Annotated in this window: 15 protein-coding genes and 1 pseudogene; 9 read left to right on the top strand and 7 right to left on the bottom strand. The window is 51.8% G+C overall.

All coding sequences use genetic code 11. The annotated features are described in order from the left end of the window. Nucleotides 1-4 precede the first annotated feature (4 nt). The 5 genes from rsxG to gstA all read left to right on the top strand — a co-directional run bounded on the left by rsxG (nucleotide 5) and on the right by gstA (nucleotide 4785). Nucleotides 5-625: an electron transport complex subunit RsxG gene (gene rsxG, locus BZK42_RS03460; protein ID WP_047417619.1), complete on the top strand. Its 621-nt coding sequence runs from the start codon at nucleotides 5-7 to the stop codon at nucleotides 623-625. 3 nt (nucleotides 626-628) lie between these two features. Continuing rightward, nucleotides 629-1321, top strand: coding sequence for an electron transport complex subunit E (locus BZK42_RS03455; protein ID WP_080858754.1), 693 nt, complete (start codon nucleotides 629-631; stop codon nucleotides 1319-1321). Further along, nucleotides 1321-1956 carry an endonuclease III gene (gene nth / locus BZK42_RS03450; protein WP_016153004.1) on the top strand — a complete coding sequence of 212 codons (636 nt, stop codon included), beginning with the start codon at nucleotides 1321-1323 and terminating at the stop codon, nucleotides 1954-1956. The genes BZK42_RS03455 and nth overlap by 1 nt, the downstream gene beginning before the upstream one ends. A 613-nt stretch (nucleotides 1957-2569) precedes the next feature. Continuing rightward, nucleotides 2570-4075, top strand: a complete 1506-nt coding sequence (gene dtpA / locus BZK42_RS03440) for a dipeptide/tripeptide permease DtpA (RefSeq protein ID WP_016153003.1) — start codon at nucleotides 2570-2572, stop codon at nucleotides 4073-4075. A 104-nt stretch (nucleotides 4076-4179) separates the two neighbouring features. After that, the gene (gene gstA / locus BZK42_RS03435; protein ID WP_046276342.1) at nucleotides 4180-4785 is read left to right on the top strand and encodes a glutathione transferase GstA; all 606 of its coding nucleotides are present in this window, start codon (nucleotides 4180-4182) and stop codon (nucleotides 4783-4785) included. A gap of 83 nt (nucleotides 4786-4868) precedes the next feature. Here the strand turns inward: gstA and pdxY are convergent, their stop codons facing one another. The 5 genes from pdxY to anmK form a co-directional block, all read right to left on the bottom strand. Next, nucleotides 4869-5729: a pyridoxal kinase PdxY gene (gene pdxY, locus BZK42_RS03430; RefSeq protein WP_047358432.1), complete on the bottom strand. Its 861-nt coding sequence runs from the start codon at nucleotides 5727-5729 to the stop codon at nucleotides 4869-4871. Between the two features lie 64 nt (nucleotides 5730-5793). Beyond that, nucleotides 5794-7068 carry a tyrosine--tRNA ligase gene (gene tyrS, locus BZK42_RS03425; protein WP_047500530.1) on the bottom strand — a complete coding sequence of 425 codons (1275 nt, stop codon included), beginning with the start codon at nucleotides 7066-7068 and terminating at the stop codon, nucleotides 5794-5796. A gap of 126 nt (nucleotides 7069-7194) precedes the next feature. Then, nucleotides 7195-7851: a pyridoxamine 5'-phosphate oxidase gene (gene pdxH / locus BZK42_RS03420; protein ID WP_003029169.1), complete on the bottom strand. Its 657-nt coding sequence runs from the start codon at nucleotides 7849-7851 to the stop codon at nucleotides 7195-7197. Nucleotides 7852-7909: 58 nt separating this feature from the next. Continuing rightward, a complete protein-coding gene (mliC, locus tag BZK42_RS03415) occupies nucleotides 7910-8239 on the bottom strand; it encodes a C-type lysozyme inhibitor (protein ID WP_085951051.1) in 330 nt (109 codons plus the stop codon). Between the two features lie 87 nt (nucleotides 8240-8326). Next, on the bottom strand, nucleotides 8327-9448 hold the full coding sequence (gene anmK, locus BZK42_RS03410; protein WP_016152999.1) for an anhydro-N-acetylmuramic acid kinase: 1122 nt from the start codon (nucleotides 9446-9448) through the stop codon (nucleotides 8327-8329). Between the two features lie 274 nt (nucleotides 9449-9722). On the opposite strand from anmK, the gene slyB reads away from it, so the two are divergent. Continuing rightward, nucleotides 9723-10190 (top strand): outer membrane lipoprotein SlyB, encoded by a 468-nt coding sequence (gene slyB, locus BZK42_RS03405; protein WP_046276343.1) that lies wholly within the window; start codon nucleotides 9723-9725, stop codon nucleotides 10188-10190. A 47-nt stretch (nucleotides 10191-10237) separates the two neighbouring features. Here slyB and slyA read toward each other — a convergent pair whose 3' ends face one another. Continuing rightward, nucleotides 10238-10678, bottom strand: coding sequence for a transcriptional regulator SlyA (gene slyA, locus BZK42_RS03400; protein ID WP_019076732.1), 441 nt, complete (start codon nucleotides 10676-10678; stop codon nucleotides 10238-10240). Nucleotides 10679-10870: 192 nt separating this feature from the next. On the opposite strand from slyA, the gene BZK42_RS03395 reads away from it, so the two are divergent. The 3 genes and pseudogenes from BZK42_RS03395 to BZK42_RS03385 all read left to right on the top strand — a co-directional run bounded on the left by BZK42_RS03395 (nucleotide 10871) and on the right by BZK42_RS03385 (nucleotide 14010). Beyond that, nucleotides 10871-11107: a DUF1656 domain-containing protein gene (locus BZK42_RS03395; RefSeq protein WP_080858752.1), complete on the top strand. Its 237-nt coding sequence runs from the start codon at nucleotides 10871-10873 to the stop codon at nucleotides 11105-11107. 2 nt (nucleotides 11108-11109) lie between these two features. After that, complete coding sequence (locus tag BZK42_RS03390; protein ID WP_080858751.1) at nucleotides 11110-11973, top strand: efflux RND transporter periplasmic adaptor subunit; 864 nt, start codon at nucleotides 11110-11112, stop codon at nucleotides 11971-11973. Beyond that, nucleotides 11970-14010, top strand: a pseudogene (locus BZK42_RS03385) (FUSC family protein). Before BZK42_RS03390 ends, BZK42_RS03385 begins: the two are co-directional and overlap by 4 nt. Here BZK42_RS03385 and sodC read toward each other — a convergent pair. Continuing rightward, entirely contained in the window at nucleotides 13986-14510 is a 525-nt protein-coding gene (gene sodC / locus BZK42_RS03380; protein WP_016152994.1) for a superoxide dismutase [Cu-Zn] SodC, read from the bottom strand. The pseudogene BZK42_RS03385 and the gene sodC overlap by 25 nt on opposite strands. Nucleotides 14511-14533: the final 23 nt, after the last annotated feature.

The following is a 14533-nucleotide window of genomic DNA, read 5'->3' as shown; positions in this document are numbered from 1 at the left end:
CCCTATGCTGAAAACGATTCGTAAACACGGTATTACTCTGGCGCTGTTTGCAGCGGGCTCGACGGGGTTAACCGCGGCAATCAATCAATTAACCAAGTCCACCATTGATGAACAGGCCGCGCTGCAGCAAAAAACGCTGTTCGATCAGGTTCTGCCAGGCGATCGCTACAATAATAACTTGTCCGAAAGTTGTTATCTGGTCGATGCGCAGGCGTTGGGTAAAGGCACTCACCGAGTTTATATTGCCCGCCAGGACGATCGTCCCGTTGCAGCCATTCTTGAAGCTACGGCGCCAGATGGTTATTCCGGGGCTATTCAACTGCTGGTTGGTGTCGATTTTTCGGGTACCGTGTTGGGTACGCGGGTGACCGAACATCATGAAACGCCAGGGCTGGGTGATAAAATCGAACTGCGACTGTCCGACTGGATCACCCACTTTAGCGGCAAAACGATCGCTGCGGGTAACGACGCTCACTGGGCGGTGAAAAAAGACGGCGGCGACTTTGACCAGTTTACTGGCGCAACCATTACGCCACGTGCGGTAGTTAATGCAGTAAAACGCGCCGGTTTGTATGCGCAGACGCTGCCCGTGCAACTTCCTCAACTTAGCGCCTGTGGAGAATAAACCATGAGCGAAATTAAAGACGTTATTGTCCAAGGGTTATGGAAAAATAACTCCGCGCTTGTGCAGTTACTCGGGATGTGTCCGCTGTTGGCCGTCACCTCGACCGCCACTAACGCGCTGGGCCTGGGACTCGCGACTACGCTCGTCCTGACGCTGACGAACCTGACGATTTCTGCCCTTCGTCGCTGGACACCGCCTGAAATACGTATTCCGATTTATGTCATGATCATCGCCTCCGTGGTGAGCGCGGTGCAAATGTTGATCAATGCCTACGCTTTTGGCCTGTATCAGTCTCTGGGCATCTTTATCCCACTGATTGTGACCAACTGTATTGTTGTTGGCCGCGCTGAAGCCTTCGCAGCCAAAAAAGGCCCTGCGCTATCCGCACTCGATGGCTTTTCCATCGGCATGGGCGCAACTGGCGCCATGTTTGTTCTGGGCTCGCTACGTGAAATAATTGGTAACGGTACACTCTTTGATGGCGCAGACGGTTTGTTGGGTAGCTGGGCCAAAGTATTGCGCGTTGAGATCTTCCAAACCGATACGCCGTTTCTGCTGGCCATGCTGCCACCAGGCGCGTTTATTGGCCTGGGTCTGATGCTGGCTGTTAAGTATCTGATTGATGAGAAAATGAAGAAACGTCGTGCCGAGGCGGCTGTCACGGACAGTCCGGCCGGTGAAACAGGGAATGTGTAATGAACAAAGCAAAACGGCTGGAAATACTGACGCGCCTGCGTGAGAACAATCCGCATCCGACAACCGAGCTAAATTTTACATCGCCGTTCGAACTGCTGATTTCAGTCTTGCTCTCCGCGCAGGCCACCGATGTCAGCGTCAATAAAGCGACGGCTAAGCTCTACCCCATCGCCAATACGCCAGCCGCGATGCTGGAGCTTGGCGTTGAAGGGGTTAAGTCCTACATCAAGACAATCGGTTTGTTTAACAGCAAAGCGGAGAACGTGATTAAAACCTGCCGCATTCTGCTGGAGCAACATAATGGCGAAGTACCTGAAGACCGGGCCGCATTAGAAGCCCTGCCCGGGGTTGGGCGAAAGACGGCTAATGTGGTGTTAAATACCGCCTTTGGCTGGCCCACTATTGCCGTAGACACCCATATTTTTCGCGTTTGTAATCGTACCCAGTTCGCCCCGGGTAAAAACGTTGAGCAGGTTGAAGAGAAGCTGCTGAAAGTCGTACCCAGTGAATTTAAAGTCGATTGCCATCACTGGTTAATTCTTCATGGCCGCTATACCTGCATAGCCAGAAAGCCGCGCTGCGGTTCCTGTATTATCGAAGATCTTTGCGAATTCAAAGAGAAAGTCGATATCTGATGCTGCCGGGGCATACTGCTTGCCCCTCGCTAACATAACGATTAGTTATGCACTCCCCTGAGTTTATTTTCCCGACAATGATGCCGTTCAACCGCGCATATCTAATGCAATATTCTTGTTAATTAACACCTGAGCAGGTTAATCGTTTTTTTAGTAAAAGAAATTTCTATCTATACGTGATCCAGATCATCCAGACAACACAATGTTAAAAAATATTTATTTTTTAGTTAAAGTGACAATCAGATGACCTAACTGAACAGTTTCTAAACAAAACATTACACTGGCTATTTTTCAGATAATGGCCTATATCACTGGATTCAAGCGCAAATAGCAGAACATATCGCCACATTGAGGTTTTTACCCTGATTAAACAGTGTAAAAATCTGCCATTTTTCAAATGAAGAAATTTAACGCTAGATAACATTTCACAGTTCCGACGATTTCACCAGTCATGATATATGTAACAGATTATTACAAACCACTTGTCTGAATGGTCAAGATAGTGAACATTACTTGCCGTTTCCCCTCCCACTATAACAATCGGACGGATGAACTTGACTCATCACGTGCCTGAACACCCCCGTTGATATGGGATGTAAAAAAAGAGGTAAAAGTGTCTACTGCAAACAATAAACCAACAGAAAGCGTAAGTTTAAACGCCTTCAAACAACCAAAAGCGTTCTATCTCATTTTCTCTATTGAGCTGTGGGAGCGTTTTGGTTATTACGGCCTGCAAGGAATTATGGCCGTCTACCTGGTTAAACAACTGGGTATGTCAGAAGCGGATTCCATCACCCTTTTCTCGTCCTTTAGCGCCCTGGTGTACGGTCTGGTTGCCATTGGCGGCTGGTTAGGTGATAAAGTTCTGGGTACAAAACGTGTCATTATGCTGGGTGCCGTTGTCCTGGCCATCGGTTATGCGTTGGTAGCATGGTCTGGTCACGATGCGGGTATCGTTTATATGGGCATGGCGGCCATCGCGGTCGGTAACGGCCTGTTTAAAGCAAACCCATCATCCCTGCTCTCTACCTGCTATGCCAAAGATGACCCGCGTCTTGATGGTGCATTTACCATGTACTACATGTCCGTCAACATCGGTTCATTCTTCTCTATGCTGGCAACACCGTGGTTGGCTGCGCATTACGGCTGGAGCACCGCGTTCGCTCTGAGCGTCGTGGGTATGCTGATTACCGTTGTTAACTTCGCATTCTGTCAGCGCTGGGTTAAACAGTACGGTTCTAAACCTGACTTTGAGCCGATCAACTTCCGTAACCTGTTGCTGACTATTGTTGGCGTCGTGGTGCTGATCGCGATTGCAACCTGGTTGCTGCACAACCAGCAGATCGCTCGTATGGTTCTGGGCGTCATTGCTCTGGGTATCGTGTTTATCTTCGGTAAAGAAGCATTCACCATGCACGGTGCTGCGCGTCGTAAAATGATCGTCGCCTTCATTCTGATGCTGGAAGCGATTATCTTCTTCGTGCTGTACAGCCAGATGCCGACCTCACTGAACTTCTTCGCGATTCGTAACGTTGAGCACTCTATTCTTGGCATTGCTTTCGAACCTGAGCAGTACCAGGCACTGAACCCATTCTGGATCATCATTGGTAGCCCAATCCTCGCCGCTATCTATAACAAGATGGGCGATACCCTGCCGATGCCAACCAAGTTTGCGATTGGTATGGTGCTGTGTTCCGGTGCGTTCCTGATCCTGCCGCTGGGTGCTAAATTCGCTACCGATGCGGGCATCGTTTCCGTTAACTGGCTGATCATCTGCTACGGTCTGCAAAGTATCGGTGAACTGATGATCTCCGGTCTGGGTCTGGCAATGGTGGCTCAGTTGGTTCCGCAACGCCTGATGGGCTTTATCATGGGTAGCTGGTTCCTGACCACTGCCGGTGCAAACATCATCGGTGGTTACGTAGCCAACATGATGGCTGTACCAGAGAACGTCACTGACCCGCTGATGTCCCTTGAAGTCTACGGTCGTGTGTTCCTGCAGATTGGTGTTGCTACGGCTGTTATCGCTGTTCTGATGCTGCTGACGGCGCCGAAACTGAATCGTATGACTCAGGACGATGACGTCAATGAGAAAGCCTCTAAGGCCGCGACAGCGTAATTCTCAGGGAAACTCTTTTTCAGGCCGCTAACTGGTGTTAGCGGCTTTTTTTTTGCCTGAGCTAGCACTACCATACGATATACCTCAGCCAAAAGGAGTTACCGATGAAACTGTTCTACAAACCGGGCGCTTGTTCTCTTGCTTCCCACATCACACTTCGTGAGAGCGGTAAAGATTTCACGCTGGATGGTGTTGATCTGATGAAGAAGCGTCTGGAAAACGGCGATGATTTTTTCGCGGTAAACCCAAAAGGGCAAGTTCCCGCGCTGCTGCTGGACGACGGTACGCTACTGACCGAAGGCGTCGCCATCATGCAATACCTGGCGGACACCGTTCCAGACCGTCAACTCCTTGCCCCGACCAGCAGCCTCTCCCGTTACAAAACCATTGAATGGCTTAACTACATTGCGACAGAACTGCATAAAGGCTTTACCCCACTGTTCCGTCCCGATACGCCGGAAGACTTCAAGCCAACCGTTCGCGTGCTGCTGGAGAAAAAAATGCAGTATGTGAACGACGCGCTGCAAGATAACCAATGGATCTGCGGTTCGCGCTTCAGCATTGCGGACGCCTATCTGTTCACCGTGCTGCGTTGGGCGTATGCGGTTAAGCTGAATATGGCAGGGTTAAGTAATATCGATGCGTATATGGCGCGTATGGCTGAACGTCCGGCGGTTGCCGCAGCGTTGAAAGCAGAAGGGTTAAATTAATTGTTGTTGCCGGGTAGCGCTTGCGCTTACCCGGCTTTCAGCCAAACGCAGGCCCGATAAGCGTGAGCGCCATCGGGCATTGGTTACAGCTGCGTCGCGCTGAAGTAGTGTTCAGGCTTCGCGATACAATCCTGCGCAGCCACGACCTGCAGCTCATACTCGTGCATTTTTTTGGTGGCAATCATCACTTCGTACACCGCCGCCGTCACGTGCTCCAGCGCCTGCTGTAAAGACGCGCCCTGCAGCAGTTTAACCAACAATAAGCCGCTGGTGACATCACCTACGCCAACCGGTTGACGTGCGCCAAAATCGACTAACGGTCGGCTGATATGCCACGCCTGTTCAGCAGTAACTAACAGCATCTCGAAACGATCTGCGCTGATACCCGCGCGAGCCAGATGCTTCACTAGCACAATTTCTGGTCCCTGAGCGATGAGCTCACGCGCTGCCGCCACGGCCTCATTGACATTGTTCACCGCATGCTCGCACAGAATTTCGAGCTCAACTAAATTCGGGGCGATAATATCGCTGGCCGGAAGCGCATGGCGTACATGAAACTCCGCTACGCCCGGCGCGACGATACACCCTTTTTCTGGATGGCCCATCACCGGGTCACAAAAATATTTCGCCTGCGGATTGGCCGCTTTTACTTTGCGTACAATACCCAGAATATGCTCGCCCTGTTCAGCCGAGCCAAGATAGCCGCTCAGTACTGCGTCACAAGTCTGGAGTTTATCGATATCGGCAATGCCCTGGACAACGTCAGTCAGATGACTCGGCGGCATAACGCAACCGGTCCATTTGCCGTACTGTGTGTGGTTAGAAAACTGAACGGTATTCAGCGGCCAGACATTTGCGCCAAGACGACGCATTGGAAATTCTGCTGCACTGTTGCCCGCATGACCAAAAACAACGTGGGACTGGATGGCGAGGATATTCTTCATTTTACTTACCACAACCCTGAAAAAATAAAGGGGCGTAGTTTCCCACGCCCCTGCTAACTAAATCTTACTTCCAGCAAATCAGACAATAGTTCTTCTTGCCACGGCGCAGTAAGGTGTAGCGCCCGAACAGGATATCACTCTCCTGGAAGAAATATTCCGGATCGGATTGCTTCTCACCGTTGATGGTCACCGCATTAGACGCGATAGTCTTACGTGCCTGGCCGCGAGAAGGTTGCAGCTCGGAGTCCACCAGCGCCTGCATCAGATCGGCACCTTTGTCCATCTCGATCATCGGCACGCCATCTTGCGCGAGCTGTTCGAAATCCGCTTCGCTCAAATCGCTCAGATTACCGTTGAACAAGCTTTCGGTAATACGTTTTGCCGCTACCAGCCCTTCTTCGCCGTGAACCAGACGCGTTACTTGCTCAGCCAGAACATACTGGGCGCGCGGCGCTTTACCGCTATTTTTATCTTCTTCTTCCAGCGCATTGATCTCTTCAATGTCCATGAAGGTGAAGAATTTCAGGAAGCGATAAACATCCGCATCGGCGGTATTGATCCAGAACTGGTAGAATTTGTACGGACTGGTTTTCTTCGGATCCAGCCACACAGCGCCGCCTTCCGTCTTACCGAATTTCGTGCCGTCAGCTTTAGTGATCAACGGAACGGTCAGACCAAACACCTGGTTCTGGTGCAGGCGACGGGTCAAATCGATACCCGAAGTAATATTGCCCCACTGGTCAGAACCGCCAATCTGCAGCGCAACACCGTGCAGTTTGTTCAGGCAGGCAAAGTCATAACCCTGCAGCAGGTTGTAAGAAAACTCGGTAAACGAGATCCCCTGATCGTCACGGTTCAGACGCTGCTTCACCGCTTCTTTGTTGATCATCTGGTTAACGGAGAAGTGTTTGCCGATATCACGCAGGAAAGTCAGTACATTCATACTGCCAAACCAGTCATAGTTGTTCGCAGCAATCGCCGAGTTGTCGCCACAGTCGAAATCGAGGAACGGCGCAACCTGTTTGCGGATTTTATCCACCCACTGCTGCACGGTGTCTTCGGTATTCAGTTTACGCTCGGCGGCTTTAAAGCTCGGGTCACCAATCAGACCGGTTGCGCCACCCACCAGTGCGACAGGCTTATGGCCTGCCTGCTGGAAGCGTTTCAGGCATAACAATGGAACCAGATGCCCCAAATGCAAGCTGTCAGCGGTAGGATCGAAGCCGCAATAGAGCGCGATCGGGCCTTGCGCCAGTCGCTCTGCTAACGCTTCCTCGTCCGTCACCTGGGCCACCAGCCCCCGCTCTTGCAATTGTTTAATCAAGTTACTGCTTGCCATCAAAATCTCCATGTATAAAACGACTGCACCTTAGCCGGTACACGACTTTTCGCCTGATGCGAAAGAAACATAGAATAAAGCGCCGGATTGTTCAGCACCAGCGCTTAAAACAAGAATTTTGCATCTTTAGGGGGCCAGGCGATCAATTTTCCACGCGTTATCTTCGCGTTGGTATAAAAAACGATCGTGCAGACGGTTTTCGCCACCCTGCCAGAACTCCATCTGCTCAATACTTACGCGAAAGCCTCCCCAGAAACTGGGCAGTGGAACTTCTCCTTGCTGAAACTTCTGCTTCAGTTCGAGGAATTTGCTTTCCAGAATACCGCGCGCGGAGATCCGACTGGATTGCTTAGAGACCCAGGCGCCAATCTGACTATCACGTGGGCGACTGTGGAAGTATTTCACCACTTCCAGCGTGGAAAGGCGCTCAGCCTTGCCGATCACCATCACCTGCCGTTCCAGCGTATGCCAGGGAAACAGGAGGCTGATGCGTGGGTTTTTCTCAATCTGATGTGCCTTACGGCTACCGAGGTTGGTATAGAACACCAGCCCTTTGTCATCATAATGTTTGAGCAACACGATACGCTGATAAGGCTGACCGTTTTCATCGACGGTAGCAACGACCATCGCAGTGGGATCGGCCAGTTTGGCGTCACAGGCTTGCCCCAGCCAGCGCTCGAACAGCGCAAGGGGTTCGGCGGGAAGATCGCGGCGGCGGAGACCGCCTTTCGTGTATTCACGGCGCAAATGCGCGATTTGCTGCAATTCGTCGTTATCAGACATGATGTTGGCTACGGATTGTCAGTGGGTGACGCTATTGTGCGCCGCCCAGGTGAAAATCTCAACGCTTCGGGTTCTGTAACTGACAGTTATTTAGCACAATTCTGTCTCGTTTATAGACCGTTGCCTCGTCGCCTTTAGACCAGAAGACGTAAATACCATCGGTATAGCGAGCACCTGATGCCGACACGCCCTGTTTGAGGTTCAATAGCTGATTATCATAAACAAAACTCGCCATCTGACGGGTATTGTTCAGCTTCACGGTAAGCGGTTTTTCGTCACAGCGGTATTCAAGCGTATCCGTTTGCATACGCTCGACAAATTGGTTGTACACGCTGCACCCGCTAAGTAGTACCGGCAGACACACTAACAACAGTTTTTTCATAGCCATATCCTGAAGACTTTCCTGGTCCTGGAGGGTAATGGCACCCTCCCTAATATCCCTAGTTTATCGACATATGGCGCTGAATAATTTCAGTTAACTCTGAGTTCGTGGGTTAGCGGGATAAATCGCCCCTAAAACGCTCGGTTCTGATGCGCCGGTCACGGAAGGCAGATTTCCCGGTAATCCCGCCAGCGTTCGCCACGCCAGCCAGGCAAAAGCCAGGGCCTCCATATCATCGCCGCTGATCCCAGCCTCATCGGTTGAGGTGACCTCTGTCCCTGGCAATAACGCCGCCAGACGCATCATCAGCAGCGGATTACGGCTGCCGCCGCCGCATACCATTAGCCGTTCACAGCCTCCGCTTAGCAAGACCTGCTCGGAAATGGTCACGGCCGTCAGTTCGGCAAGCGTCGCCTGCACATCCCGCGGGCTTATTCCCGGGAACTGCGCCATATGACGTTCTATCCAGCCATAATTGAAATACTCGCGGCCAGTGCTTTTCGGCGCAGGCGCAGAAAAATAAGGATCGTTAAGCATATTTTGCAGTAAAGGCAGGATCACCGTTCCCGATGTGGCCCACTGCGCATCTTTGTCGTAGGGTTGGCCGCATTGCCGCCAGATCCAGGCATCCATCAGCATATTGCCCGGCCCGGTGTCGTAACCGCGAACGGGTTGCTGTGGGATAAGCAGAGACAGATTGGCAATTCCGCCGATGTTTAGCACCATCCGCCGCTCCGTTGGATGAGCCAACAGCGCCTGATGAAAAGCGGGAACCAACGGCGCGCCCTGCCCGCCGAGAGCGATATCGCGGCGACGAAAATCGCCGATCACCGTTATCCCGGTACGCGCAACGATTTGATTGTTGTCGCCAATTTGCAGCGTGTGCGGCGCGATTCCCGTCGGTTCATGCCACACGGTTTGCCCATGACAGCCAATCGCAACGATCTCCTGCGGTTTCAATTTTTCCTGTGCCAACAGTGCATTCACCGCCTCGGCAAACAGATAACCGAGCTGTGCGTCGAGTTGGCCAAACTGCGATAGCGTAAGCTGCTGCCCCTGGCAGATATCCAGGATCGCCTGCTTTATATGGAGAGGGATAGGCCAGGTCAGACTCGCCTGTTGCGCAACCATCGTTTCATCTATTGTCGCCAGCACAACATCGACGCCATCAAGGCTGGTTCCAGACATTACACCGATAAAACGGCCCGATTTCATATGTCATCCTTTTAAGCAAATTAGCCTTGACACTCAACCATAAAGTGCCGACTAATGCCATGCTTCCTTAATGATTTTTGAGGGCTAATCATTACAATGGACGCTTTATTACATCAATTATATGAATGATTCGTTTATACTCGGTATATCCGATTTCGGTTAAGATTTTCATATTGTTCCAGTAGAACATGTGACCTTAGGCTCACAAGTGCCATATAATTTAGCCATGAAGGGTGCTTTATTAGCGTTTCGTGGTGTTAAAGGAGATTTGTAAATGATTAAACGTGTGCTGATTGTTGCATTAATGGGTGTGTCTTTGGCGGGCTGCGTTAACAATGATAGCCTTTCAGGCGACGTATACACCGCATCCGAAGCGAAACAAGTTCAGAACGTTACCTACGGTACAATTGTTCATGTTCGTCCGGTGCAAATCCAGGGTGGCGATGACGCAAACGTGATTGGCGCCATTGGTGGTGCGGTACTCGGCGGGTTCCTGGGTAACACCGTCGGCGGCGGTACGGGTCGTTCATTAGCCACGGCGGCTGGCGCAGTTGCCGGTGGCGTAGCGGGTCAAGGCGTACAAGGTGCGATGAATAAAACCCAGGGTGTAGAACTGGAAATCCGTAAGGACGACGGTAATACCATCATGGTGGTTCAGAAACAGGGTGCAACCAAGTTCTCAGCTGGCCAGCGCGTTGTTATGGCTAACAACGGCAGCCAGGTTACCGTGTCTCCACGCTAATCGAATACACGTGTGGTCAGGCTCTGGCCACACGTCATCTTATCGTTTCAGCCCTGTGACTGCAGTTCAATAATATTGTGTTCCAGTCTGGCGACCAGTTTAATCAGCAGATCAATTTCCTCAGCTGAAATCCCTTCCAAAATTTCTCCACGCGTCTTATTGATAACCGCTTCCATATCTGCAATCAGCGGCTCTGCTTTTTCTGTCAGTTTAATTCTCTTTGCCCGACGATCGCTGGCGCAAGTCTGTCGTGAAATGAGTCCCTTTTCTTCCAGCTGGTCAAGCGTGCGTACCAACGAAGGCTGCTCGATGCCAATCGCTTTAGCCAACTGAATCTGCGATTGATCAGGCGGCAATTGATGAATGTTGTGCAGCGTAACCCAATGCGTCTGCGTCAACTCCAGAGGTTTCAGGCGATGGTCAATCAGAGCACGCCAAATGCGCACCAACCGTGCCAGATCAGAACCTAATGGCGATTCCAATTTCATCTCCTTATAATTAGCTTGCTAAGTTATTATGCTGATTTTAGAATAGTGTGCAGCATTTGTATTCCCAAAACAAATGTATTGCCAAATTTGCTTACCGGCTGACATTTTTTCAGACATTATGCGTTACAGAGACTCATTGTCTCTTTTTTGCTAAACCTATAGCAATGCTCTCTTCCGCCAAGGATTTTGCCCGTGAAGTTTATGTTTAATGCAACAGGATTGCCCCTACAAGATTTAATGATCGGAGCATCTGTCTACTTCCCTCCTGTTTTCAAGGCGTTTGTAGCAGGATTTATTCTCTGGCTGATTTTTCATCGCCTGCTACGCGACTGGATTTACTCCGGCGAAATCTGGCATCCCCTGTTAATGGATCTGTCACTCTTTACGCTTTGCGTATGTCTGGCCTTTGTAATGCTGATTGTGTGGTGATTATGTCGCTTAAAACCATTAAATACTTCTCCACCATTATAGTCGCTGCAATCGCAGTTTTCGCCGGATGGTGGATGTGGAATTACTATATGCAATCGCCCTGGACACGTGATGGCAAAGTGCGTGCTGAGCAGGTCAGCATCACGCCGCAGGTCTCAGGCAGCATTAGCGAACTCAATATAAAAGATAACCAGTTTGTGAACAAAGGCGATGTCCTTTTTATCATCGACAAGACGCCGTTTCACATTGCTGAACTGAATGCGCAAGCGCAGCTGGCGAAGGCACAGTCCGATCTGGCGAAAGCCAATAACGAAGCCAACCGCCGCCGTCATTTATCGCAAAATTATATCTCAGCCGAAGATCTGGATACTGCTAACCTCAACGTGAAAGCCATGCAGGCCAGCGTTGAAGCAGCCGAGGCCAGTATGCGCCAGGCACAGTGGCAACTGACGCAGACGGTGGTCAAAGCGCCCGTAGCGGGCTGGGTCACCAACCTTTCAACTCGTACTGGAGACTACGCCTCAACCGGTAAGCCCCTGTTTGCCCTTGTCGACAGCCACTCTTTCTATGTGATGGGGTATTTTGAAGAAACCAAGTTGCGCCACATTCGTGAAGGTGCTCCTGCGGTTATCACGCTCTACAGCGACAACATAAAGTTACAGGGTCACGTATCCAGTATTGGTCGCGCCATCTACGACCAAAGTGTGGAAAGCGATTCCGGCCTGATTCCCGACATCAAACCCAATGTGCCGTGGGTGCGTCTGGCCCAACGCGTTCCGGTCCGCATCGAATTCGACGCTCTGCCGCAGGATGTCACTCTGGTTTCTGGTACGACCTGCAGCGTGTCTATCGGCCAGCGTAAATGAAACTGTCCCACCTGATGCCAGGCCATTGGCCGTGGTTTAAAGCCACGGTAGCGCAGTGGCGTTATGCGTTGCGAAATACCATTGCGATGTGTCTGGCGTTAACGTTCGCCTATTACCTGAATCTGGATGAGCCCTACTGGGCGATGACCTCGGCGGCAGTGGTCAGCTTTCCCACCGTCGGCGGGGTTATCAGCAAAAGTCTGGGTCGTGTTGCGGGTAGCTTACTGGGCGCCACCGCCGCGTTGATTATTGCCGGTCATACCCTCAATGAGCCGTGGTTGTTTTTGCTGAGCATGTCAGTGTGGATCGGTTTTTGTACCTGGGCCTGCGCGCACTTCACCAATAACGTCGCCTACGCCTTTCAACTGGCCGGTTATACGGCGGCGATCATTGCTTTTCCCATGGTCAATACCATAGAGATTACGCAGTTGTGGGATATCGCTCAGGCCCGCGTATGCGAGGTCATCGTCGGTATCCTGTGCGGCGGCATGATGATGATGATCCTCCCCAGCACCTCCGATGGCACCACATTGCTTACCGCGCTGAAAAACATGCATTCGCGTTTACTGGAGCATGCCAGCTTACTCTGGCAACCGGAGACAACGGATGCAATTCGCACAGCCCATGAAGGTGTTATCGGTCAGATTCTGACCATGAACCTGCTGCGTATTCAGGCGTTCTGGAGTCACTACCGTTTTCGCCGTCAAAATGCGTTGCTCAATTCGCTGTTGCATCAGCAGTTACGTATGACCAGCGTGATATCCAGTCTGCGCAGGATGCTCCTGAACTGGCCCAATCCCCCGGCTAATACCCGGCAAATCATCGAACAACTGCTCAGCGAGCTGGTCAAATCCAATACCGACACCTACACCGTGGCGCGTATTATCGCCCCCCTGCGTCCCCTCGATGCGCGCGACTATCGGCACGTCGCCTTCTGGCAACGACTGCGTTATTTTTGTCGGCTATACTTACGCAGCAGTCATTATCTGCATTTACTGGAAAATGGCGTTACCGCCGAGCGTATTACTATCGCCCGCACGCCAGGACTTGCCCGTCATACCGATAATGCGGAAGCCCTCTGGAGCGGATTGCGTACGTTCTGTACCCTGATGCTTATCGGCGCATGGAGCATTGGCGCGCAATGGGAATCAGGCTCTGGCGCACTAACGCTCGCGGCCATCAGCAGCGTGCTCTATTCCGCCGTAGCCACGCCGTTCAAGTCACTTTCTTTGCTGATGCGCACGTTGGTTCTGCTGTCGCTGTTTAGCTTTGTGGTTAAGTTTGGCCTGATGGTGCAAATCTCTGACCTCTGGCAATTCATTCTGTTTCTCTTCCCGCTACTCGCTACCATGCAACTCCTGAAGCTGCAAATGCCTGCGCTGGCGGGTCTTTGGGGACAGCTAATCGTGTTTATGGGATCGTTTATCGCGGTGACTAATCCGCCGGTTTATGATTTTGCTGATTTCCTGAATGACAATATGGCGAAAATCACCGGCGTGGCGCTATCGTGGCTGGCATTCGCCATTCTGCGGCCTGGATCGGATGCGCGGAAAGGTCGCCGCCATATTCGCGCCCTGCGCCGGGATTTTGTCGATCAGCTCAGCCGACATCCCTCGCTCAGTGAAAACGAATTTGAGTCGCTGACCTATCACCACGTCAGCCAGCTCAGCAACAGTCAGGATGCCCTGGCGCGACGCTGGCTATTGCGTTGGGGGGTTGTCTTGCTGAACTGCTCGCACGTGGTGTGGCAACTGCGCACCTGGGAGGTGCGTTCAGATCCTCTGGCTCGCGTCAGAGACGTGTGTATATCGCTGCTTCGCGACGTAATGAGTGAGCGCGGCGTTCAGCAACGGCCGCTGAATGCCACGCTGAGTGAGCTACAGCGTATTTGCGACACGCTCGCCCACCATCATCAACCTGCGGCGCAGGAACTGTCGGCGCTTATCTGGCGACTACACTGCTCGCTTTCTCAGCTCGAACAGGCGCCTCCGCCGGGTACGCTAGGCAATTGATTATTTGATAACGCCACAAGCGTAGCGCGCTCCGCCACCGCCAAGCGGTTTTGGTTGATCGGACATATTATCGCCACCGACATGGATCATCAGCGCTTTGCCTTTAACCTCATCGAGCGTTTTCAGCCGCGGCGCAATGACCGGTGTTGTGGCGTTACCGTCGTTATTCACCACCAGCAGCGGCAGGTCGCCCATGTGGCCTGCGCCTTCCGGACCTTCGTGCTTGCCGGTTTGGTGCGGATCATAATGGCCTCCAGCCGATTCCGCGGCTGAGGCTTTTCCTTCTTTAATCGCCGGTTGGCAACTGCCATTCGCATGCACATGGAAGCCATGTTCACCCGGCGGTAGCGCTTTCAGATCGGGCGTAAACTCCAGCCCTTTCCCGGTTTCAACAATAGTGACCGTACCAATCGCCTGGCCGACGCCTTGCGACGTTACCAGATTCATCGTCACTTTTTCTTCACTGGCAGCCTGCGCACCTGCACAGGCGAGTAGAGTAATAATGGCCAAACTCAAACGCTTCATAAGACCTCCGTCCAAAAGGTGTC

It is taken from the genome of Citrobacter braakii (genome assembly GCF_002075345.1).
GTDB classification, from domain to species: Bacteria; Pseudomonadota; Gammaproteobacteria; order Enterobacterales; family Enterobacteriaceae; genus Citrobacter; species Citrobacter braakii.
The sequence above is the reverse complement of the archived record's forward strand: the minus strand, read 5'-3'. Positions and strand labels throughout refer to the sequence as shown.